Annotated in this window: 21 protein-coding genes; 19 read left to right on the top strand and 2 right to left on the bottom strand. The window is 62.1% G+C overall.

All coding sequences use genetic code 11. The annotated features are described in order from the left end of the window. The first annotated feature begins 67 nt into the window (after positions 1-67). From hisC to cysM, 13 genes are all read left to right on the top strand, one after another. Positions 68-1180: a histidinol-phosphate transaminase gene (gene hisC, locus ACTJLB_RS06780; RefSeq protein WP_288826161.1), complete on the top strand. Its 1113-nt coding sequence runs from the start codon at positions 68-70 to the stop codon at positions 1178-1180. A gap of 52 nt (positions 1181-1232) precedes the next feature. Next, positions 1233-2174 (top strand): prephenate dehydrogenase, encoded by a 942-nt coding sequence (locus ACTJLB_RS06775; RefSeq protein WP_408162370.1) that lies wholly within the window; start codon positions 1233-1235, stop codon positions 2172-2174. Between the two features lie 19 nt (positions 2175-2193). Next, on the top strand, positions 2194-3498 hold the full coding sequence (gene aroA / locus ACTJLB_RS06770) for a 3-phosphoshikimate 1-carboxyvinyltransferase (protein ID WP_087752745.1): 1305 nt from the start codon (positions 2194-2196) through the stop codon (positions 3496-3498). A gap of 35 nt (positions 3499-3533) precedes the next feature. Next, positions 3534-4220, top strand: coding sequence for a (d)CMP kinase (gene cmk, locus ACTJLB_RS06765; RefSeq protein ID WP_440782857.1), 687 nt, complete (start codon positions 3534-3536; stop codon positions 4218-4220). A gap of 174 nt (positions 4221-4394) precedes the next feature. Continuing rightward, positions 4395-6128, top strand: a complete 1734-nt coding sequence (gene rpsA, locus ACTJLB_RS06760; protein ID WP_020068971.1) for a 30S ribosomal protein S1 — start codon at positions 4395-4397, stop codon at positions 6126-6128. Between the two features lie 101 nt (positions 6129-6229). Then, positions 6230-6553, top strand: coding sequence for an integration host factor subunit beta (locus tag ACTJLB_RS06755; RefSeq protein WP_006050255.1), 324 nt, complete (start codon positions 6230-6232; stop codon positions 6551-6553). Positions 6554-7083: 530 nt separating this feature from the next. Beyond that, entirely contained in the window at positions 7084-7377 is a 294-nt protein-coding gene (locus tag ACTJLB_RS06750) for a LapA family protein (protein WP_020068970.1), read from the top strand. 70 nt (positions 7378-7447) lie between these two features. Then, positions 7448-8623 (top strand): lipopolysaccharide assembly protein LapB, encoded by a 1176-nt coding sequence (gene lapB / locus ACTJLB_RS06745; protein ID WP_440782854.1) that lies wholly within the window; start codon positions 7448-7450, stop codon positions 8621-8623. 84 nt (positions 8624-8707) lie between these two features. After that, positions 8708-10111 carry a UDP-glucose dehydrogenase family protein gene (locus ACTJLB_RS06740; protein WP_020068968.1) on the top strand — a complete coding sequence of 468 codons (1404 nt, stop codon included), beginning with the start codon at positions 8708-8710 and terminating at the stop codon, positions 10109-10111. Beyond that, entirely contained in the window at positions 10077-11096 is a 1020-nt protein-coding gene (gene rfaE1 / locus ACTJLB_RS06735; RefSeq protein WP_087752741.1) for a D-glycero-beta-D-manno-heptose-7-phosphate kinase, read from the top strand. The genes ACTJLB_RS06740 and rfaE1 overlap by 35 nt, the downstream gene beginning before the upstream one ends. 141 nt (positions 11097-11237) lie before the next feature. Next, entirely contained in the window at positions 11238-12230 is a 993-nt protein-coding gene (rfaD, locus tag ACTJLB_RS06730) for an ADP-glyceromanno-heptose 6-epimerase (RefSeq protein ID WP_088175318.1), read from the top strand. 76 nt (positions 12231-12306) lie between these two features. Next, a complete protein-coding gene (locus ACTJLB_RS06725) occupies positions 12307-12672 on the top strand; it encodes a ComEA family DNA-binding protein (RefSeq protein ID WP_020068965.1) in 366 nt (121 codons plus the stop codon). Positions 12673-12938: 266 nt separating this feature from the next. Further along, the gene (gene cysM / locus ACTJLB_RS06720; protein WP_020068964.1) at positions 12939-13841 is read left to right on the top strand and encodes a cysteine synthase CysM; all 903 of its coding nucleotides are present in this window, start codon (positions 12939-12941) and stop codon (positions 13839-13841) included. Between the two features lie 120 nt (positions 13842-13961). Here the strand turns inward: cysM and mltB are convergent, their stop codons facing one another. After that, on the bottom strand, positions 13962-15119 hold the full coding sequence (gene mltB / locus ACTJLB_RS06715) for a lytic murein transglycosylase B (RefSeq protein WP_131317137.1): 1158 nt from the start codon (positions 15117-15119) through the stop codon (positions 13962-13964). 287 nt (positions 15120-15406) lie between these two features. On the opposite strand from mltB, the gene ACTJLB_RS06710 reads away from it, so the two are divergent. After that, positions 15407-16330 carry a histone deacetylase family protein gene (locus tag ACTJLB_RS06710; RefSeq protein WP_408175432.1) on the top strand — a complete coding sequence of 308 codons (924 nt, stop codon included), beginning with the start codon at positions 15407-15409 and terminating at the stop codon, positions 16328-16330. Positions 16331-16385: 55 nt separating this feature from the next. Continuing rightward, positions 16386-17186, top strand: a complete 801-nt coding sequence (locus ACTJLB_RS06705; protein ID WP_440782853.1) for an enoyl-CoA hydratase — start codon at positions 16386-16388, stop codon at positions 17184-17186. On the opposite strand, the gene ACTJLB_RS06700 is transcribed toward ACTJLB_RS06705, so the two are convergent. Next, positions 17183-18106 (bottom strand): lysophospholipase, encoded by a 924-nt coding sequence (locus ACTJLB_RS06700; protein ID WP_440782851.1) that lies wholly within the window; start codon positions 18104-18106, stop codon positions 17183-17185. The genes ACTJLB_RS06705 and ACTJLB_RS06700 overlap by 4 nt on opposite strands. Positions 18107-18347: 241 nt before the next feature. Between ACTJLB_RS06700 and ACTJLB_RS06695 the strand changes: the two genes are divergently transcribed. The 4 genes from ACTJLB_RS06695 to ACTJLB_RS06680 form a co-directional block, all read left to right on the top strand. Continuing rightward, complete coding sequence (locus tag ACTJLB_RS06695; protein WP_020068959.1) at positions 18348-19382, top strand: methionine ABC transporter ATP-binding protein; 1035 nt, start codon at positions 18348-18350, stop codon at positions 19380-19382. Next, positions 19372-20025: a methionine ABC transporter permease gene (locus tag ACTJLB_RS06690; protein ID WP_020068958.1), complete on the top strand. Its 654-nt coding sequence runs from the start codon at positions 19372-19374 to the stop codon at positions 20023-20025. The genes ACTJLB_RS06695 and ACTJLB_RS06690 overlap by 11 nt, the downstream gene beginning before the upstream one ends. 14 nt (positions 20026-20039) lie before the next feature. Further along, a complete protein-coding gene (locus tag ACTJLB_RS06685) occupies positions 20040-20837 on the top strand; it encodes a MetQ/NlpA family ABC transporter substrate-binding protein (protein ID WP_088175323.1) in 798 nt (265 codons plus the stop codon). A 237-nt stretch (positions 20838-21074) separates the two neighbouring features. Continuing rightward, positions 21075-21685, top strand: a 611-nt coding sequence (locus ACTJLB_RS06680) for an electron transfer flavoprotein subunit beta/FixA family protein (protein WP_440782850.1), incomplete at its 3' end; no start/stop codon positions are given.

Genomic DNA, 21685 nt, shown 5'->3' with positions numbered 1-21685 from the left:
GTAAGCTCACGCAGACAGCAGGCCGGCGCGCTGGCCGCGACTTTTCTAATAATCGTTCGGAGATTTCATGACAACGTCCTTCGGTCCTTCTTACGTACGCGCTATAGCGCCCTACATTGCCGGTAAGCCCATTTCTGAAGTGGCGCGCGAGTTCGGGTTGGACGAAGCGAACATCGTGAAGCTCGCATCGAACGAGAACCCGCTCGGCATGCCGGAGTCGGCTAAACGTGCGATGGCGCAAGCAGCGAGCGAGCTGGGCCGCTATCCCGACGCGAATGCGTTCGAACTGAAGGCCGCGCTGAGCGAGCGCTACGGCGTGCCGTCGGACTGGATCACGCTCGGCAATGGCAGCAACGACATTCTCGAAATTGCCGCGCACGCGTTCGTCGAGAAAGGGCAGTCGATCATTTATGCGCAGTACTCGTTCGCGGTCTACGCACTCGCCACGCAAGGCCTCGGCGCGCGTGCGATCGTGGTGCCGGCGGTCAAGTACGGGCACGATCTCGACGCGATGCTGGCCGCGATCACCGACGACACGCGCCTGATCTTCGTCGCCAATCCGAACAACCCGACCGGTACGTTTATCGAAGGTTCGAAGCTCGAAGCGTTTCTCGACAAGGTGCCGCGCAACGTGGCAGTGGTTCTGGACGAGGCGTACACCGAATATCTGCCCGCGGAAAAGCGCTACGACTCCATCGAGTGGGTGCGCCGTTATCCGAACCTGCTCGTGTCGCGCACGTTTTCGAAGGCGTTCGGTCTCGCTGGCCTGCGTGTCGGCTTCGCGATCGCCCAACCGGAGTTGACCGACTTGCTGAACCGTCTGCGTCAACCGTTCAATGTGAACACGCTCGCGCAAGCCGCAGCCATCGCCGCGCTCAACGACAAGGCGTTCCTGGAGAAAAGCGCGGCGCTCAACGCGCAGGGTTATCGCCGTTTGACTGAAGCGTTCGAGAAGCTCGGCCTCGAATACGTGCCGTCCGACGGCAATTTCGTGCTGGTGCGCGTCGGCAATGACGATGCGGCGGGCAATCGGGTGAACACTGAATTGCTGAAGCAGGGCGTGATCGTGCGTCCGGTCGGCAACTACGGATTACCGCAGTGGCTGCGCGTCACGATCGGACTGCCGGAAGAAAACGAAGCGTTCATCGCTGCACTCGAAAAAACCCTCGCCACCGCCTAGGCGGCGAACCTTGACCCACGCGCCTCGTCGATATGAAAGGCGCGCTTTTTGTGTGACCGACGTGGCCGCGTTTTCTTTTAACAAGCTGGTGATTTTTGGTGTCGGCCTGATCGGCGGATCGCTTGCGCGCGCACTGCGCGAGCGCGGCGAAGCGGACGGTGCGCGCACGGTGATTGGCGTCGGCCGCTCGGCTGCGTCGACCGGGCGCGCGGTCGAACTCGGCGTGATCGATAGTTCGGCGGCATTGTCCGACGACGCCGCGCTGCGCGAAGCGCTTGCCGACGCCGACGTCGTGCTGCTCGCGGCGCCTGTCGCGCAGACTCAGCCGCTTCTTGAACGCATTGCGCCATTTCTCGGCGCGGATACGATCGTGACCGACGCCGGCAGCACCAAATCCGACGTTGTCGCCGCTGCCCGTGCCGCACTGGGCGCGCGCATCGGCCAGTTCGTGCCAGGGCATCCCATTGCCGGGCGCGAGTCGAGCGGCGTCGAGGCCGCGTTGCCGGACCTGTATGTCGGCCGCAATGTCGTACTGTGTCCGTTGCCGGAGAATGCGCCGGGTACCGTCGAGCGCATCGCGGCGATGTGGCGCGCGACTGGCGCGCTCGTGCGCGACATGGCACCAGAGCAGCACGACCGCGTGTTCGCTTCGGTCAGTCATTTGCCGCATGTATTGTCGTTCGCGCTCGTCGAGCAGATTCTCAATTCGCCCGATGCCGCACTGAAATTTTCGTTCGCCGCGGGCGGCTTTCGCGACTTCACGCGAATTGCCGCGTCGAGCCCGGAGATGTGGCGCGACGTCTGCATTGCCAACCGCGTTGCACTGCTTGACGAACTCGACGCCTATTCTGCGGTGCTGGCGCGCCTGCGCACGGCTATCGAGGCTGCCGACGGCGCCGCGCTCGAAGCCGTGTTTGCCCGCTCTCGTCTCGCGCGTACCGAATGGCAGGAGCAACGCGCGGGCGGCGGGGCGCCGGGCGACGCGTCCAAATAACCGGAAACTGGACTCAATCATGGAATTCCTCGATCTCGGACCATTTTCTCGTGCGTCCGGCACGGTTCGTTTGCCTGGCTCGAAGAGCATTTCGAATCGGGTGCTGCTGCTCGCGGCGCTCGCCGAAGGCGAAACGACAATCACGAACCTGCTCGACTCCGACGACACCCGCGTGATGCTCGACGCGCTCGAAAAGCTGGGCGTGCGTCTGAAGCGCGACGGCGACACCTGCGTCGTGACCGGCACGCGCGGCGCTTTCACGGCGCGCACGGCCGATCTGTTCCTCGGCAATGCCGGTACGGCGGTTCGTCCGCTGACTGCGGCACTCGCGGTGAATGGCGGCGACTATCGCATTCACGGCGTGCCGCGCATGCACGAGCGGCCAATCGGCGATCTGGTCGATGGATTGCGGCAGATCGGCGCGAGAATCGACTACGAGGAAAACGAAGGCTTTCCGCCGCTGCGAATCCGCCCGGCGCAGATTTCCGCCGAGGCGCCGATCCGCGTGCGCGGCGACGTCTCCAGCCAGTTCCTCACGTCGCTGCTGATGACACTGCCGCTTTTGCGCACGGAAAGCGGCGTGAGCACCGTTCAGGTCGACGGCGAACTCATTTCCAAGCCGTATATCGATATCACGATCAAGCTGATGGCGCGCTTTGGCATCGAGGTCGAGCGCAATGGCTGGCATCAGTTCGTGGTGCCGGCGGGGCAGCGTTATCAATCGCCGGGCACCATCATGGTGGAGGGCGACGCGTCGTCGGCGTCCTATTTCCTCGCGGCGGGCGCCCTCGGCGGCGGGCCGCTGAAGGTGGAGGGCGTCGGCCGTTCAAGCATTCAGGGCGACGTCGGCTTCGCGGATGCGCTCATCAAGATGGGCGCGAATCTGCAGATGGGCGAGGACTGGATCGAAGTGCGCGGCGTCGGCCACGACAGCGGCAAGCTCGAGCCGATCGACATGGACTTCAACCTGATCCCCGACGCCGCCATGACCATAGCGGTTGCCGCGCTGTTCGCCGACGGCACGACCACGCTGCGCAACATTGCGAGCTGGCGCGTGAAAGAAACGGACCGGATCGCGGCGATGGCCACCGAGCTACGCAAGGTCGGCGCGAAGGTGCAGGAGGGCGAAGACTTCCTGGTGGTCACGCCGCCGGAGAAACTGATTCCGAACGCGTCGATCGACACCTACGACGATCACCGCATGGCGATGTGTTTTTCGCTCGTGAGTCTCGGAGGCGTGCCTGTCCGGATCAACGACCCGAAGTGCGTCGGCAAGACATTTCCCGATTATTTCGAGCGCTTCACCGCGCTTGCCCAACCCTGATTCCTGTGCGAATCGCCTGACGTGCGACTCTTTCGATGAAACCGATCCGTCCCTTTCACCAGACGCCCGTCATTACGATCGACGGCCCGAGTGCCTCCGGCAAAGGCACCGTGGCTGCCCTGGTTGCTGCGAGCCTCGGCTTCCACCTGCTCGACAGCGGAGCGCTGTACCGCCTCGCCGCGCTCGCCAGCATTCGCTACAACGTCGCGGCGGACGACGTCGACGCCCTTGTAAAGCTGATCGACGACCTGCATATCACGTTTCGCGAAGGCCTCGCGCAACTCGACGGGGTGGACGTTTCGGCGGACATTCGCGCCGAGGAAGTGGGCAGCCGCGCTTCAGCGATCGCCGTGCATGCCCCGGTGCGGGCCGCGCTGGTGGCGCGCCAGCGGGCGTTTCGTAAGGAGCCGGGCCTCGTCGCGGACGGTCGCGATATGGGGACGGTCATCTTCCAGGACGCCGTGCTCAAGGTGTTCATGACCGCCAGTGTGGAAGCCCGCGCGGCGCGGCGGCATAAGCAATTGATACAAAAAGGCTTTTCTGCTAACATAGATAACTTGCTCCGGGATTTGCGTGAGCGCGACGAGCGTGACAGTCAGCGCGCAGCCGCGCCGCTTAAGCCCGCAGCGGATGCAAAGCTGCTCGATACGTCCGCCTTATCGGTCGATCAGGCGGTCGAGCAGGTAGTCCAATGGTACGAAGCCCTGGTTCCGCAGGCGTGACTGGAATGCATCGAGCATCGGTCGCACATGAATGCGCGGCCGCAGTCGTAGTTCCATTGTGTGTTGGTGCTTCGCGATGGTCGCGAAGCGTTGTATTAACCCTTTAACCCCGCGTGGCATTCGCATTCTTGCCGTAGTTGCTGACCGTCCGGCCAGCCGGGCAGCGCGAGAACCATGCAAATTTCGATTTTTATGTCCGACCTGCAAACCTCTACCCCGAATACCGAATCTTTTGCGGCTCTGTTCGAAGAGTCGCTGACCAAGCAAGACATGCGCGCCGGCGAAGTGATCTCCGCCGAAGTCGTGCGTGTTGACCACAACTTCGTGGTCGTCAACGCTGGTCTCAAGTCCGAAGCCTACATCCCGCTCGAAGAGTTCCTGAACGACGCGGGCGAGGTAGAAGTGCAGGCGGGCGACTTCGTTTCCGTCGCGATCGACGCGCTGGAAAACGGCTATGGCGACACGATCCTGTCGCGCGACAAGGCGAAGCGTCTGGCTTCGTGGCTGTCGCTGGAAAAGGCTCTCGACAACAACGAACTCGTGACCGGCACGATCACGGGCAAGGTCAAGGGCGGCATGACCGTCATGGTCAATGGCATCCGCGCGTTCCTGCCGGGTTCGCTGGTCGACACGCGTCCGGTCAAGGACACGACCCCGTACGAAGGCAAGACGCTCGAATTCCGCGTCATTAAGCTCGACCGCAAGCGTAACAACGTCGTGTTGTCGCGCCGTGCCGTGATCGAAGCGACCCAAGGCGAAGAGCGCGCAAAGCTGCTCGAAACGCTGAAGGAAGGCGCGATCGTGGAAGGCGTGGTGAAGAACATCACCGACTACGGCGCGTTCGTGGACCTCGGCGGTATCGACGGCCTGCTGCACATCACCGACATCGCATGGCGTCGTGTGCGTCACCCGAGCGAAGTGCTGTCGGTTGGCCAGGAAGTCACCGCGAAGATCCTCAAGTTCGACCAGGAAAAGAACCGCGTTTCGCTGGGCATCAAGCAACTCGGCGACGATCCGTGGGAAGGCATCTCGCGTCGTTACCCGTCGGGCACGCGTCTGTTCGGTAAGGTTACGAACATCACCGACTACGGCGCATTCGTCGAAGTGGAATCGGGCATCGAAGGCCTCGTCCACGTGTCGGAAATGGACTGGACGAACAAGAACGTTGCACCGTCGAAGGTTGTTCAGCTGGGCGACGAAGTCGAAGTCATGGTTCTCGAAATCGACGAAGACCGCCGCCGTATCAGCCTCGGCATGAAGCAGTGCAAGCCGAACCCGTGGGACGACTTCAGCCGCAACTTCAAGAAGGGCGACAAGCTGCAAGGCGCAATCAAGTCGATCACCGACTTCGGCGTCTTCATCGGTCTGCCGGGCGGCATCGACGGTCTGGTTCACCTGTCGGACCTGTCGTGGTCGGAAACGGGCGAAGAAGCTGTTCGCAAGTACAAGAAGGGCGACGAAGTGGAAGCGATCGTTCTTGGCATCGACGTCGAGAAGGAACGCATTTCGCTGGGTATCAAGCAGCTCGAAGGCGACCCGTTCAGCAACTTCGTTGCAATGAACGACAAGGGTTCGATCGTCGACGGCGTGGTCAAGACGGTAGACGCGAAGGGTGCAGTGGTTCAGCTGTCGGCTGAAGTCGAAGGCTACCTGCGCGCTTCGGAAATCGCACAAGACCGCGTGGAAGATGCTCGTAACGTGCTGAAGGAAGGCGACAAGGTCAACGCGATGATCATCAACATCGATCGCAAGTCGCGTGGCATCAACCTGTCGATCAAGGCGAAGGACTCGGCTGAGCAACAGGAAGCGATCCGCGGCCTGGCTTCGTCGGATTCCAGCGCAGCTGCTACCGGCACGACCAACCTCGGCGCACTGCTGAAGGCCAAGCTCGACGGTCAGAACCAGTAATTGAGGAACGCCCCCGAACCTGCCGTCTTTGCGCGGCAGGTATCCCTTTGCGGGGAAAACCTGGGGGCGGCTCGGCGTTTTCTTGAGAGGTCTGCTGCAGTATGACCAAATCGGAATTGGTCGCCCAACTGGCTACGCGGTTTCCGCAACTTGTCCTAAAAGATGCGGATTTCGCGGTGAAGACGATGCTTGATGCGATGTCGGAGGCGCTTGCCAAAGGTCATCGCATCGAAATTCGAGGTTTCGGCAGCTTCGGCCTGAACCGCCGTCCTTCCCGCGTCGGGCGCAATCCGAAGTCGGGCGAAAAAGTGCTGGTGCCTGAGAAGTACGTGCCGCACTTCAAGCCGGGCAAGGAATTGCGCGAGCGGGTCGATCGTCGCGCGGGTGAGCCGTTGAAGGCGGAAGAGCCGGACGACGATCTGTAAATGCTTCGCCATACGCTGTGCATTTAGCAGCGTGGCTTTGGTAGCGTCAGCGGCCAGTGCCAGTCGGCAAAAAGAAGAAATGCGCCTCCGGGCGCTTTTTTTTCGCCTGCGCATTTTCGGTCCACCTCGGCGGACACGCACGTGCCGGTTGAGTGTCAGCCGCAATGTCCGACGCCTTAATAGCCGCGCTTTCAGCCAAGATATCAAGCAGTTTCCACGCCGAGTTCTCGGGCGACTTCAAGACCACTTCCGGGTCGAGTCTCACGCCGCCATCCCAGCCGCCGCCAAGCCGCCGTCCAAGCCCCAACCTCCCCGACACATCCACCCACACTAAGCTCACAACGATCGCGTCAAACCGGAACCCCGCTCGCATCATCACCGACGCTTTTCTGTAAGCGCAGGATCCGCCAGTTCCTGCCCAGTCGCGAGGGCTTCAATTACAATACGGGTCACTTCGGCGCGGGCAACACCGTGGCGCGACGCGTCATCAGGCCGGCGTCACCCCGCAACTGCCGTCAAGAGATCTATTCATGAAATTTATCGTCTGGCTGATCCGTGTACTGGTGTTCGTGCTGCTGTTGGTGCTCGCACTCTCCAATACGCAACCTGCTACGCTGAATTTCCTCGCTGGCTACGCGTGGTCGGCGCCGCTCATCCTGATTGGACTCGCGTTTTTCGGGGTTGGGCTGCTCGCAGGTCTCGTTTCGTCGATGCCGGCTGTCGTGCGCCTGCGCATGGAGAATGGCCGCCTCAAGCGAGAACTGCGTGTGGCACGCGAGGCGCCGGTCGTCGTTGAACAGCCGCCCATGCCGCCGCTGATCTGATTTTGTCGTTCGCCGCGCATATAGCGCGCGGCATTCCATTTCCGCCTTCAGGCTCATTTGCATTCATCGCATGGATCTAGACTTCTGGTGGCTGCTCGTCATACCCGTCGCTTTTGCGTTCGGCTGGATGGCTGCGCGCTACGACCTCAAGACGCTGCTGTCAGAAAGCGCCAATCTTCCGCGCTCCTATTTCCGCGGACTCAACTTTCTGCTCAACGAGCAGCCGGATCAGGCGATCGACGCGTTCATCGAAGTCGTCAAGCTCGATCCTGAAACCGTCGAACTTCACTTTGCGCTGGGCAATCTTTTCCGGCGCCGTGGAGAAACGGACCGCGCCATTCGCGTGCATCAGAATCTGCTGAGTCGTGCGGATCTACCGGTCAGCGAGCGTGATCACGCGCTATTCGAACTCGGGCAGGACTTCCTGAAAGCCGGCCTGCTGGACCGCGCGGAAGAAACCTTCCGTTCGCTCGAAACCGGCGACTACGCGTTGGGTGCGCAGCGCGCGCTGCTGACCATCTACGAAATCGAGAAGGACTGGATCAAGTCAATCGACACAGCGCGTCATCTGGAAACGATGGGCGCGGAGTCGCTCGACAAGGAAATCGCGCAGTTCCATTGCGAACTCGCACAGGAAGCGCTGCAACAGAAAAAGCCCGACGAAGCACGCCGGCAACTCGGCTTCGCGCTGAAGGCCAACCCTACCAACGTGCGCGCCACGATTCTGTTTGGCGACGTCGACGCGGCCGGCGGCGCACAGGAAGCGGCGATTGAGCAATGGCGGCGGGTCGAGGAACAGAACCCTGCCTATCTGCCGCTCGTCGCCGAGAAACTGATGAAAGCGTACGAAGCGCTCGGCCGCGCGCAGGAAGGCGCCGACCTGCTCACCACGTGGGTCGACCGCTATCCGAGCAATGATCTGCTCGACGTCGCGTACCAGCACGTCGCGTCGCTGCGCGGGCCAGATGCGGCGCACGCGCTCGCACGCTCGCAGATGCAAAAGTCGCCGACCCTCGCGGGTATGACGCGGCTGCTCGAAGCGCAACAGGCCGTCGCGGAAGAGCCGCGGCGCAGCGAACTCGAACTGATGCGCACGCTGATCCGCCAGCGCACAAAAAATCTGCCGCGCTACACGTGCCAGAATTGCGGCTTCAGGGCGCGGCTTTTCTACTGGCAGTGCCCGGGTTGCAGCGGTTGGGAAACCTACGCGCCGCGCCGGGTCGAACCGATCACCGCGACGAACTGAGTTCGCGGACGGATTTGACATCGTGCTGATGACTGGCTTCTTCACCGCCGGGAATCATCACCGGAACCTTCAACCGGAAAGCGTATGAAAATCACCATTATCGGCACCGGCTATGTCGGCCTCGTCACTGGCGCGTGCCTCGCTGAAATCGGCAACGACGTGTTCTGTCTCGACGTCGATCCGCGCAAAATCGAAATCCTCAACAACGGTGGCGTGCCCATTCACGAGCCGGGTTTGCAGGAAATCATCGCGCGTACTCGCGCGGCCGGCCGCATCACGTTTTCGACGGACATCGAAGCGAGCGTCGCTCACGGCGACGTGCAATTCATCGCCGTCGGCACGCCGCCCGACGAGGACGGCTCGGCCGACCTGCAATACGTGCTGGAAGCCGCGCGCAACATTGGCCGTACGATGAACGGCTTCAAGGTGATCGTCGACAAATCGACGGTGCCGGTCGGCACTGCACAGCGCGTGCGCGCGGTGATCGAAGAAGAACTGGAGAAGCGCGGGCTTGCCGGTAGCGCACAGCACCGCTTTTCGGTGGTGTCGAATCCCGAGTTCCTGAAGGAAGGCGCGGCAGTAGACGACTTCATGCGACCCGACCGCATCGTGCTCGGCAGCGACGAAGACGAAGCCGGCTTGCGCGCGCGTGAACTGATGAAGCGCCTGTATGCGCCGTTTAACCGCAATCACGAACGCACGTTGTACATGGACGTGCGTTCGGCCGAATTCACCAAGTACGCAGCCAACGCGATGCTCGCCACGCGCATCTCGTTCATGAACGAGATGTCCAATCTCGCGGACCGCGTCGGCGCGGATATCGAGGCGGTGCGCCGTGGCATCGGCTCGGACCCACGGATCGGCTATCACTTCCTGTATGCCGGTTGCGGCTACGGCGGCTCGTGCTTCCCGAAAGACGTACAGGCGCTGATTCGCACTGCCAGCGAAAGCGGCCACAATCTGCGCATTCTCGAGGCCGTCGAGGAAGTGAACTACACGCAGAAAGACGTGCTTGTACAGAAGATCGCGCACAAGTGGGGCAACGATTTGTCCGGCCGCACGTTCGCCGTTTGGGGCCTCGCGTTCAAGCCGAACACCGACGACATGCGCGAAGCGCCTAGCCGCCGCGTCATCGCTGAACTGCTGGCGCGCGGCGCCAACGTGCGCGCGTACGATCCGGTCGCCGTGGCAGAAGCGCGGCGCGTTTTCGCGATGGATCTGCACGATTCGCCGGAACAACTCGAGCGTCTTACTTTCACGAGCACGCAGGACGAAACGCTCACAGGCGCCGACGCGCTCGTGATCGTCACCGAATGGAAGGAGTTCAAGAGCCCCGACTTCGCGTATCTGAAATCCGTGCTCAAGTCGCCGGTGATTTTCGACGGCCGCAATCTGTACGAGCCGGATGCCATGAACGAACTCGGCATCGACTATCACTCGATTGGACGTCCTTATGCCCAACCCTCCAAACGTGCGGCCGATGCCTGAGATCATGCCCGCATCCGCCACGTCCACGCCCACCTCCACGACGGCGCCCGCACTTACCGTGGTGCCGCGTGCGCAACTCGCTGCCGCGCGCGTCCTCGTGGTCGGCGACGTGATGCTGGACCGCTACTGGTTCGGCGACGTCAATCGTATTTCGCCGGAGGCGCCGGTGCCGGTCGTGCACGTGCAGCGTCAGGAAGACCGGCTTGGCGGCGCGGCGAACGTCGCGCGCAATGCGGCGGCGCTCGGTGCGCAAGCGGGCCTCCTGTGCGTCGTCGGACACGACGAACCGGGCGAGCGCATCGTGCAGTTGCTCGGCGAGAGCGGCGTGAACCCGCATCTCGAACGCGATCCCGCGCTTCTAACGACAATCAAGCTACGCGTGTTGTCGCGTCAGCAACAGCTGCTGCGCGTCGATTTCGAGAACTCGCCCGCGCATGAAGTGCTGCTCGCGGGTCTTGCTCGCTTCGACGAATTGCTGCCTTCGCACGACGTGATCCTGATGTCCGATTACGCGAAGGGCGGTCTGACCCACGTCACGCAGATGATCGCGAGAGCGCATGCTGCAGGCAAACCGGTGCTGGTCGATCCGAAGGGCGACGACTGGGAACGCTATCGCGGCGCCACCTTGATCACGCCGAATCGCGCGGAGTTGCGCGAAGTGGTCGGTCAGTGGAAATCGGAAGAAGACCTGATTGAGCGCGTGAGCAAACTGCGCGCGGATCTTCAGTTCGAGGCTTTGCTGCTCACGCGTTCGGAAGAGGGCATGACGCTGTTCTCCAACGACGGCATCCTGCACACATCGGCTGTTGCACGTGAAGTGTATGATGTTTCGGGTGCGGGCGACACGGTGATCGCGACGCTCGCGGCCATGCTGGGCGCGGGTCTCACGCTGGTCGAAGCGGTTGGCCTCGCCAATCGCGCGGCCGGCATCGTGGTCGGCAAACTCGGCACCGCCACTGTCGACTACGACGAACTCTTTCAATGACGCCGCCCGCCAGATTCGTTGCCGCACGCCTTCGGGCCGCGTGCAAAATGGATCGGCGGGACGTCGACTGACCCTGACGATTCGCGTTGGCGCCTGAGCGCTCACGCGAGTCCCTACAAGGCTCATTACCGCGGGACCATCATGACCCTTATCGTCACCGGCGCGGCCGGTTTTATCGGCAGCAACCTCGTGAAAGCGCTCAACGAGCGTGGCGAACAACGCATCATCGCCGTGGACAATCTGACGCGCGCCGACAAGTTCAAGAACCTCGTCGACTGTGAAATCGACGACTACCTGGACAAGACCGAATTCGTCGAGCGCTTCAAGCGTGGCGACTTCGGCAAAGTGCGCGCGATTTTCCACGAAGGCGCCTGTTCGGACACAATGGAAACCGACGGCCGCTACATGATGGAGAACAACTTCCGCTACAGCCGCGACGTGCTCGACGTCTGCCTCGCGCAGAACATCCAGTTCCTGTACGCGTCCTCGGCGGCAACGTATGGCGGCTCGAGCCGTTTCGTCGAAGAGCGCGAAGTCGAGCAGCCGTTGAACGTGTACGGCTATTCGAAGTTCCTGTTCGATCAGGTCATTCGCCGCGTGCTGCCCACCGCCAGAAGCCAGATCGCCGGATTTCGCTACTTCAACGTGTACGGTCCGCGCGAAACGCATAAGGCGCGCATGGCGTCGGTGGCATTCCACAACTTCAACCAGTTCCGTGCCGAGGGCAAGGTCAAGCTGTTCGGCGAATACAACGGCTACGCCGCGGGCGAACAGACTCGAGATTTTGTCTCCGTGGAAGACGTGGTGAAGGTCAACCTGTTCTTCTTCGACAACCCCGACAAGTCGGGCATCTTCAACCTGGGCAGCGGGCGCGCGCAGCCGTTCAACGACATTGCGAGCACGGTGGTCAACACGCTGCGCTCGTTGAACAACGAGCCGTCGCTCTCTCTCGCAGATCAGGTGCAACGCGGGCTGATCGAGTACATTCCGTTTCCCGACGCATTACGCGGCAAGTACCAGTGCTTCACGCAAGCGGACCTCACGAAGCTGCGCGCGGCCGGTTACGACGCGCCGTTCCTGAGCGTGCAGGAAGGTGTCGATCGTTACGTGCGTTGGCTGTTCGGCCAGGTGTAAATAATTCGGATACCTCTTTAAACTGGAATCTCCCGGTTGGTGATGTCGCCAACCGGTTGTACGAGGGAGATTCCATATGTTTCGAAAAATTCTGGTTACCGCGGCCATGCTCGCCGCTTTCGGTCACGCGTATGCGTCGGTCGACGTCAACACGGCTAACGAGGACGCACTGCGCGGCATCAAAGGCATCGGTCCTGCCAAAGCGAAAGCCATTCTCGAAGAGCGTTCAGCGCATGGTCCATTCAAGGACCCGAGCGATCTCGGCAAGCGGGTCAAGGGCATGGGCGGGCATACCGTCGAGCGCCTGCAGGCGGAGGGTCTCGCTGTCGGTCCGGCTGGCGCGGCTGCTGGCTCGCAGGTTGCGGCGTCTTCACAGACCAAAGGCGCGACCGTTCCGGCCAACACGCCTAAAGGCGGCGCCACAGTGGCGGTGAAGAAATAGTCTGACGCGAGTCAGACACGAGTCGGGCGCGCGGTACCGGTTGTGCCGCGCGCGATTCGCCATCGTATTCCCTTCATGGTCGGAGCCGGCAGCAGCGCTCCTTAAGTCGTCACTCGCATGACTGGCTCCCGCGGTACTCAGCCGCGGGCTTTTTGCGTGGCGGAGGTTGCATCCATGCGGGCAGAAGGGCCGCGCGGCAACCATGGGCACCCTGGTTTAGAATCAAAGCATTGAAGACTTCGCGCATCGACAGCACCAGAACCTATATGGCTTACAAAACGATTGAAGACACGATCGGCAATACGCCGCTCGTGCAACTCGTCCGGCTCCCCGACGACGAGATCCGCAGCCGTAACAACGTGGTCCTCGCCAAGCTCGAGGGTAACAACCCCGCTGGCTCGGTGAAAGACCGCCCGGCGTTGTCGATGATCAAGAAAGCGGAAGCGCGCGGCCGTATCAAACCGGGCGACACGCTGATCGAATCGACAAGTGGCAACACCGGCATCGCGCTCGCCATGGCAGCGGCGATCCGCGGCTACAAGATGGTTCTGATCATGCCGGAAGACCTGTCGGTAGAGCGCCGTCAAAGCATGGCCGCATACGGCGCGCAGATCATCCTCACGCCGGTAACGGGCGGCATGGAATACGCGCGCGATCTGGCCGAACAGATGCAGCGCGACGGCAAGGGCATCATCCTCGATCAATTTGCGAATCCGGACAATCCGGCGGCGCACGTCGAAGGCACCGGCCCCGAAATCTGGCGCGATACCGAAGGGCGCATCACGCACTTCGTGTCGTCCATGGGCACGACGGGCACCATCATGGGCGTGTCCAGTTATCTGAAGCAGCAGAACCAGGCGATCGAAATTGTCGGCGCGCAGCCCGAGGAAGGGTCGCGCATTCCCGGCATCCGTAAATGGCCAGAGGCTTATATGCCGAAGATCTTCGACCGTAGCCGGGTTGACCGCGTCGAGAACGTGAGTCAGGCCGCTGCCGAAGCAATGGCGCGTCGCTTGGCGTCTGTCGAAGGCATTTTTGCGGGCATTTCGTCGGGCGGAGCGTGCGAGGTGGCATTGCGCGTCGCGCGTCAGGTCGAAAACGCGACCATCGTATTCATCGTCTGCGACCGCGGCGACCGTTACTTGTCCACCGGCGTGTTTCCGGCGTAAGCGGGCAGTGTCGCTCGCGCGCAATACCAGATAGAGATAGCGTCAGTTAAAAAAAGCGCCGGCAGGCGCTTTTTTTACATCTATAGCACGCAGGTATCGGCCTGCAGTCCGCGCTATGAACTATTGCGAAGCCGCGCTCGGCGGCGCTGCGTTGTTCTGAGCATTGGCCGGACTCGCTGCGTCGCTGGCTTGCATCTGCGACTTGATGCGTTCGCCCAACTGATAAACCGCGAGTGCATAAAAGAAGCTGCGGTTATAGCGCGTGAGCACGTAGAAGTTTTTCAGGCCCAGCATATATTCCGTGCCGCGGCCCGGCGATGGCAGGTCGACCACCGTGACAGGCGTTCCCGCTTCCGCTGCGATATTCACGCTCGGCTCATTGAGGAGCAGCCCCGCGCGCAACAACTGGTCGAGCGGCCAATGCGGTTCCGGCGCGCCGTCGGCGGCGGCTTGCGCGACGCCAAGGCTGCCAGCGTCCGTACCGATTTTCCATACCACGGGCCGGCCGTTTTCCCAGCCGTTCTGCCGCAGATAGTTCGCCACGCTGCCAATTGCATCCGCCTGGCTCGTGCGCAGGTCGATTTCCTTGTTGCCGTCGTAGCTCACCGCGTACTGCGTGATGCTGCTCGGCAGGAACTGCGGAATGCCGATCGCGCCTGTGTACGAGCCGAGCACCGTGGTCGGGTCGATCTGCGAATCGCGCGTCCACACCAGGTAGTCTTCGAGATTCTTGCGGAACGTTGCCTGACGGTCGGCGCGATTAGGCGTGTTCGGATAGTCGAAACTGAGCGTAGTCAGCGCGTCGAGGACGCGGAAGTTGCCCATGAAACGCCCGTAGATCGTTTCCACGCCAAGAATGCCGACGATCACCTCCGGCGGCACGCCGAACTCCTCGTACGCACGCTGCAGCGTGGCCTGATTCGCGCGCCAGAAGCGAATGCCCGCGTTGATGCGAATCTGGTCGAGAAAGCGCGACTGATACGCGCGCCAGTTCTTCACCGAAGGAGATGCCGACGGCGTCACCAGCTTGACCGCGGTCGCCGAATAACTCACGCCGGCAAAAAGCGAATGCAGCGACGACTCATCGAAGTCGTAGCGCGCCACCATATCGTTGATGAATGCATCGACATTCGGGTTGTTCGCGTAGCGCTGCGGAATGATTTCTTCTTCGAAGGTTTGCCCTTGCGGCACCGCTGTTTGCGGTTGTGCCTGAGCGAGCAGCGTCGGCGGTTTTTTTCCGGCGATCTGCGCAAGTGCCGGAGTGGTTGCCATGAACATGCACGATGCGATGGAGAGTGCGGCGGCGATGGTTCGGGTGCTGAGCCGGTTTCGTGCAGACAGAGCAAGCTTGACGGTCATAGTGAGCTGGGGGCGCAGTGCGAAAGGACAAAGACATGAGGAAAACGGATCGGGGCAGTATACCCGAGGCCTCTCGCGAAACTGTGCCGGACGCGTTACAGCGACGTCGTGTGGTAACTTGACGATGTTGGCGCGCCGCGGGCGCGCGCCCCTGGATGGAGACGCGCCGCGCACGCCTCGAAGGCCACGCGCCGCAGAAGAAAATCATGGCAACAGGCTTCTATTCTCACGCCGACTGTCTGCTGCACGACATGGGGCAATGGCATCCCGAGTGCCCTGCACGGCTGCAGGCCATCGAAGATCAATTGATCGCAAGCCGCATCGACGCGTTGATCGAACGCGAGTCGCCGCCGCTCGCCGACGAAGCGGCGCTGCTACGTGTGCACACGCAAGCGCACATCGATTACATTCGCAGCCGTTCGCCGGCCGAGGGCATGGCTGAAATCGACCCCGACACGTCGATGAACCCGCATTCCTTGCAGGCAGCGTTACGCGCCGCCGGCGCCGCGGTGGCCGCCACCGACGCGGTCATCGAAGGCCGCTTCGACAACGCCTTCTGCAGTGTGCGCCCGCCCGGTCACCACGCGGAACCCGCGCGTGCGATGGGCTTCTGCTTCTTCAACAATGTCGCGATTGCCGCGCGTCATGCGCTGGAGGTGCATGGCTTGCAGCGCGTCGCGATCATCGACTTCGACGTGCACCACGGCAACGGTACCGAGGCGGCGTTTTCCGGCGACTCGCGCGTGCTGATGTGCAGCATCTTCCAGCATCCGTTCTATCCGTTCACCGGCGCCGACAATCAGGCGCCCAATATGTGCAACGTGCCGATGCCCGCGCGCTCGAAGGGCATGGCGGTGCGCGAGGCGGTCGACATGCTGTGGCTGCCTCGTCTGAATGAATTCAAGCCTGAGATGCTGTTCATTTCGGCAGGCTTCGACGCGCATCGCGAGGACGATCTCGGCAACATGGGTCTGGTCGAAGACGACTACGTGTGGATCACCGACCAGATGCGTGACATCGCAAACCGCTATGCGCGCGGGCGAATCGTGAGTTGCCTCGAAGGGGGCTACAACCTGTCCGCTCTTGGGCGCAGCGTCGTCGCGCACGTGCGCGCGCTTGCCGGAATCTAAGCAGTCGCCGCGCCGCATAGGCTGCGGTTGCCGGACATTGAAATGGGAGCGAGCCATGAATGCCGATGCACTGAGCGCTTCGCTGATCGAGATGGAGGCCGACGCGTACGGCGTGCCGGGCGTCGTCCTTCTGACGATGAACCGGCCCGACGCGTTCAACGCACTCTCGGAGTCGTTGCTCGACGCGTTGCAGGAAGCGTTGAACGGACTCGCTGCGTCGCAAGCGCGCGTGGTGGTGATCGCCGGCGCGGGGCGCGCATTCTGTGCGGGACACGATCTGAAAGAGATGCGTGCGGCGCCGTCGCTCGAGTATTACCAAACGCTGTTCGCGCGCTGCACGAAACTCATGATGACAATCCAGCGCTTGCCTCAGCCGGTGATCGCGCGTGTTCACGGGATTGCGACGGCGGCCGGCTGCCAGCTTGTCGCTATGTGCGATCTGGCCGTGGCTTCGGACACCGCGCGGTTTGCCGTCTCGGGCGTGAACCTCGGGCTGTTTTGCGCGACGCCGTCGGTGCCGCTGTCGCGCAACCTCTCTCGCAAGGCCGCGCTCGAAATGCTGTTGACCGGCGATTTCATCGACGCCGCAGAGGCGAAGCGGCAAGGCCTCGTCAATCGCGTGGTCCCTGCGGACTCCGTGGATGCGGAGGTGGCAAGGCTTGCCACCAGTATTTGCGCAAAGCCCGTGGAAGCCGTGACTGCCGGCAAGGGGCTGTTCTACCGGCAGCTTGAAATGGGCATCGAAGCCGCGTATCAGCTTGCGGGCCAGACCATGGCCTGCAACATGATGGACGACTCGGCGCTCGAAGGCGTGCAGGCGTTCATCGACAAACGCCCACCTGGCTGGAAGCGTTAGCGCGTGCGCCCCAGTCTCTGATCGATCCACTCGATCAGTTCGCTCATCACGCGCTCGCCGTCCAGATCGTTCATCGTCTCGTGAAAGCTGCCTTCATACAGGCGTAGCGTCTTGTCCGGCGATCCGGCGTACTCGCTAAAGTCGCGGCTTCCTTCAGGCTCGGTGAGCTTGTCGGCGGTGCCGTGATAGACGAGTAGCGGCAAGCGCAGCGCCGCGCGGCCCGCTTCGATGCGCGCCATCGCCAGCAGCAATTCCGCGCCCGTGCGCGCGGGGATCGGACCGTGATGCACGAGCGGGTCGTTGCGGTTCGCGTCCACCACGGCAGGCACGCGCGAGAGCAGGGCGGCGTCGATTTTCATTGCCGGGAAGCTCGGCCAGATGCGGCTGATCACCTGACTCAGCTTGAGCATCCAGCGAGGCACGTCGCGCCCTGGCGCGAGCGCTGGGCTCGACAGGATCAGACCGCTCAAACGTGTGCCGAGGTCGTCGCGAGCGGTGCCGAGGCGCTCGGTCACGTAAAGCGCGGCTACGGCGCCTCCCATGCTATGGCCCATCAGAAAAATCGGTGCATGCGGACGTGCCTGGAATGCGGCATCGAGTAAAGCCTGTGCGTCCAGCAGGTAATCGTCGAATCGGTCGACGTATGCACGCTTGCCGGGTGCCCGGCCATGGCCGCGCAAGTCGATTGCCAGCAGTTCGACGCCAGCCGCGTTGAGCCTCGTGGCCAGCGCCCGATAGCGGCCCGCGTGTTCAGCCAGTCCGTGAATGAGTGCGACCGTTGCGCGCGGCGTTCCTATGACAGGCCAGCGGTACAGCGGCAATTCGACGTTGTCGGCTGCAAAGACTGACGAGCGAAAAGGCTCGGTGCTCTCTGCGCCGCTCGGGGCGGCGAAAACGCTGGTGTTTTGGGAAGTCTGCATGACGGCGCGTCCATTGGTTCTGGTCCCGGCAGATCATAGACCGCCGCCAGGTCGCCCGGCGAAATCGCGCCTTGCGCGTTCCTCTAATGTCGATTAGTTATGAAAGAATCGTAATTGATTATTAAAGAGAATGACGCCGCCTACGGTAGAATCGCGGGCTCAAATCCCAATAAAAGTGACGGCGGATGCTTGGTCGCAGAGCGCATGACGCTCGTCGACAAACCCGCCGTTTCGTTTTTCCATGATCGAAATACGCAATATCTCCCAGCGGTTCGCGGGACCCCGGGGCTGGGTCGAGGCACTGCACAACGTCAATCTGTCGATTCCGGCGGGCGAAGTGTTCGGCATCATCGGCCGCAGCGGCGCGGGCAAGAGCACGCTTGTGCGGACCATCAACCTGCTGACGCGTCCGACGGAAGGCAACATCGTCGTCGACGGCCGGGATCTGACCACGCTGCCCGCTGCGCAACTGCGCGAGGCGCGCCGCGAAATCGGCATGATCTTCCAGCACTTCAACCTGCTGTCGTCGCGCACGGTGTATGAGAACGTCGCGCTTCCGCTCGAACTCGCCGGCATGAAGCGCGACGAGATCGAGGCGCACGTGCTGCCGCTGCTTGAACTCGTGGGCTTGTCCGCGCAGAAGGACCGCTACCCGGCGCAGATTAGCGGCGGGCAAAAACAGCGCGTGGGGATCGCGCGAGCGCTCGCTAGCAAGCCGAAGGTGCTGCTCTCGGACGAAGCGACGTCCGCGCTCGATCCCGAAACCACGCGCGCGATCCTCGAACTGCTCAAGCGGATCAATCGCGAACTGAATCTGACCATCGTGTTGATCACGCATCAGATGGACGTGATCAAGCAGGTTTGCGATCGCGTCGCCGTGCTCGACGCGGGCCGCGTGGTCGAAGAGGGCAAGGTGATCGACGTGTTCCTGCAGCCCCATCACGAAGTCACGCGCGCGCTGATCGGCGACGTGATCGCGCAAGAACTTCCGCCTGCAATGAAGGCGCGTGTGGCCGAGCGTCTGAAGACCGGCAGCGGTCATCTGCTGCGCCTCGCGTTTACGGGTTCGGGCGTCGATCAGCCGATTCTCTCGGAGACGATTCGCCGCTACGAACTCGACTTCAACATCCTGCACGGACAGATCGACGAGATTCAGGGCCAGGCGTTCGGCTCGCTCGCGGTGCTCGCGGGCGGCGAGCCGACCAAGGTGGCGCAAGCGCTCACTTATCTGCGCGAACAAGGTGTGGTGGTGGAGGAACTCTCGTATGTTGAGTGAAATGTTCGATATGTTCGTCCAGTCGTTCTGGGAAACGCTCGTCATGGTGGGCATTTCCGGACTGGTCGGCGCGCTGGTGGGTTTGCCGCTCGGCGTATTGCTGTATCTGACGGACCGTCAAGGCGTATTGCAGAACGTCGCAGTCAATCGTGCGATGGGCGTGGTCGTCAATGCGGTTCGCTCTACGCCGTTCATCATCCTGCTCGTGGCGGTGATTCCGTTCACGCGCCTCGTGGTCGGCTCGTCGATCGGCACGGCTGCGGCCGTTGTCCCGTTGACCATTGCCGCGGCGCCGTTCATTGCGCGTCTTGTCGAGACCGCGCTGCGCGAAGTCGATCGCGGCCTGATCGAGGCGGCGCAAGCAATGGGTGCGACCACCAGCCAGATCGTATTCAAGGTGTTGTTGCCGGAATCGCTGCCGGGCGTCGTCGCCGGGTTGACGATCACGTTCGTCTCGCTGGTCGGGTATTCGGCGATGGCGGGCGCGATCGGCGGCGGCGGTCTTGGCGACCTCGGCATTCGGTACGGGTATCAGCGGTTTCTGCCGGAAGTCATGTTGACGGTCGTCGTGATTCTGATCGTCTTCGTGCAATTGGTGCAGTCGTTCGGGGATTGGCTCGTGCGTCGTCTGAGCCATAAATAATCAAAAGGTCCATCATGCAACGTCGTTTCATTTTCAAGCTCGCCGCGGCGCTCGGTGCCGTATCGATCTTCGCCGCCAACGCGGCTCACGCTGAAGACGCGATCAAGGTCGGCGTCACCGGCGGTCCGCACGCGCAGATCATGGAAGTCGTGAAGACTGTCGCGGCAAAGAACGGTCTGAACATCAAGATCGTCGAATTCTCCGACTACGTGCAGCCGAACGCGGCGCTCGCCGGCGGCGACCTCGACGCGAACAGCTATCAGCACGACCCGTACTTGCAGGCGCAGGTGAAGGACCGCGGCTACAAGCTGATTCGTGTCGCGGACACGGTCACGTATCCGATGGGCATCTATTCGAAGAAAGTGAAGACGCTGGCCGAGCTGCAGCCCGGCGCGAAGATCGCGGTGCCGAACGACCCGACCAACGGCGGCCGCGCGCTGCTGCTGCTGCAAAAGCAGGGGCTCCTGAAGTTGCGCGCCGACGCGGGTCTGAAGGCTACGCCGCTCGACATCGTCGACAATCCCCGGAAGCTGAAGATCGTCGAACTCGACGCCGCGCAGATTCCGCGCTCCCTTAACGACGTAGATGCGGCGGCAATCAACACCAACTTCGCGATGGAAGCAGGGCTGAAGCCGAAGCAGGATGCGATCGCGATCGAAGACCCGAAGGGTCCGTACGTGAACATCATCGCAATCCGCGAGGCGGACAGGAATAAGCCGTGGGTCGCCAAGCTGGTGGCGGCTTACCATTCGCCGGAAGTGAAGCAGTTCGTCGAGGGCAAGTTCGGCGGCGCTGTCATCACCGCCTGGTGAGCCGAGCGGCTTCAGAAACGGCAAAACACGTCGGCGATATGAGAACTGGAGTCGTAAGTGAGAACCCGGGGTTGCTGCCCGGGTTTTTTTGCGATTAAAATAGAACGACCGTTCGATATTGCCGTCACGCCACTGGGGAGCGATATCCTCGTGCTAGAACACCCGCGATAAGGCTGCAGTGAGGCAGTCGCTATAATGTTCGTTGGGTTGACGTATTCGTAACTTTGGAGCGTGTGCATGAAAATCCTGGTGCCAGTCAAGAGAGTGGTCGATTACAACGTGAAGGTCCGAGTCAAGTCGGACGGCACGGGCGTCGACATTGCGAACGTGAAGATGTCGATGAATCCGTTCGACGAAATCGCGGTTGAAGAAGCCGTGCGTCTGAAAGAAGCCGGTGTGGCGACCGAGGTGATCGCGGTGTCGGCTGGCGTCGCGCAATCGCAGGAAACGCTGCGCACGGCGCTCGCCATCGGCGCCGACCGCGCGATCCTGATCGAGTCGTCGGAAGAACTGCAGCCGCTGGCGGTCGCCAAGCTGCTGAAGGCGCTGGTCGACAAGGAGCAGCCGCAACTGGTGATTCTCGGCAAGCAGGCCATCGACGACGATTCGAATCAGACCGGTCAGATGCTTGCCGCGCTGGCTAACCTGCCGCAGGCAACGTTCGCGTCGAAAGTGGTCGTGGCCGACGGCAAGGCAACGGTTTCGCGCGAAGTGGACGGCGGTGCCGAAACGCTGTCGCTCACGCTGCCCGCAGTGGTCACCACCGACCTGCGCCTGAACGAGCCGCGCTATGTGACGCTGCCGAACATCATGAAGGCGAAGAAAAAGCCGCTCGAAACGATCAAGCC

The sequence above is a fragment of the Paraburkholderia sp. 22098 genome, assembly GCF_052045935.1.
Taxonomy (GTDB): Bacteria; Pseudomonadota; Gammaproteobacteria; order Burkholderiales; family Burkholderiaceae; genus Paraburkholderia; species Paraburkholderia caledonica.
Note: the sequence above shows the minus strand (reverse complement) of the source record. Positions and strands in the feature narration are given on the sequence as shown.

Coding starts and splice junctions, on each gene's coding strand:
- hisC (WP_288826161.1), top strand. CDS start 68: ATGACAACGTCCTTCGGTCCTTCTTACGTACGCGCTATAGCGCCCTAC.
- aroA (WP_087752745.1), top strand. CDS start 2,194: ATGGAATTCCTCGATCTCGGACCATTTTCTCGTGCGTCCGGCACGGTT.
- cmk (WP_440782857.1), top strand. CDS start 3,534: ATGAAACCGATCCGTCCCTTTCACCAGACGCCCGTCATTACGATCGAC.
- rpsA (WP_020068971.1), top strand. CDS start 4,395: ATGCAAATTTCGATTTTTATGTCCGACCTGCAAACCTCTACCCCGAAT.
- ACTJLB_RS06755 (WP_006050255.1), top strand. CDS start 6,230: ATGACCAAATCGGAATTGGTCGCCCAACTGGCTACGCGGTTTCCGCAA.
- ACTJLB_RS06750 (WP_020068970.1), top strand. CDS start 7,084: ATGAAATTTATCGTCTGGCTGATCCGTGTACTGGTGTTCGTGCTGCTG.
- lapB (WP_440782854.1), top strand. CDS start 7,448: ATGGATCTAGACTTCTGGTGGCTGCTCGTCATACCCGTCGCTTTTGCG.
- ACTJLB_RS06740 (WP_020068968.1), top strand. CDS start 8,708: ATGAAAATCACCATTATCGGCACCGGCTATGTCGGCCTCGTCACTGGC.
- rfaE1 (WP_087752741.1), top strand. CDS start 10,077: ATGCCCAACCCTCCAAACGTGCGGCCGATGCCTGAGATCATGCCCGCA.
- rfaD (WP_088175318.1), top strand. CDS start 11,238: ATGACCCTTATCGTCACCGGCGCGGCCGGTTTTATCGGCAGCAACCTC.
- ACTJLB_RS06725 (WP_020068965.1), top strand. CDS start 12,307: ATGTTTCGAAAAATTCTGGTTACCGCGGCCATGCTCGCCGCTTTCGGT.
- cysM (WP_020068964.1), top strand. CDS start 12,939: ATGGCTTACAAAACGATTGAAGACACGATCGGCAATACGCCGCTCGTG.
- mltB (WP_131317137.1), bottom strand. CDS start 15,119: ATGTTCATGGCAACCACTCCGGCACTTGCGCAGATCGCCGGAAAAAAA.
- ACTJLB_RS06710 (WP_408175432.1), top strand. CDS start 15,407: ATGGCAACAGGCTTCTATTCTCACGCCGACTGTCTGCTGCACGACATG.
- ACTJLB_RS06705 (WP_440782853.1), top strand. CDS start 16,386: ATGAATGCCGATGCACTGAGCGCTTCGCTGATCGAGATGGAGGCCGAC.
- ACTJLB_RS06700 (WP_440782851.1), bottom strand. CDS start 18,106: ATGCAGACTTCCCAAAACACCAGCGTTTTCGCCGCCCCGAGCGGCGCA.
- ACTJLB_RS06695 (WP_020068959.1), top strand. CDS start 18,348: ATGATCGAAATACGCAATATCTCCCAGCGGTTCGCGGGACCCCGGGGC.
- ACTJLB_RS06690 (WP_020068958.1), top strand. CDS start 19,372: ATGTTGAGTGAAATGTTCGATATGTTCGTCCAGTCGTTCTGGGAAACG.
- ACTJLB_RS06685 (WP_088175323.1), top strand. CDS start 20,040: ATGCAACGTCGTTTCATTTTCAAGCTCGCCGCGGCGCTCGGTGCCGTA.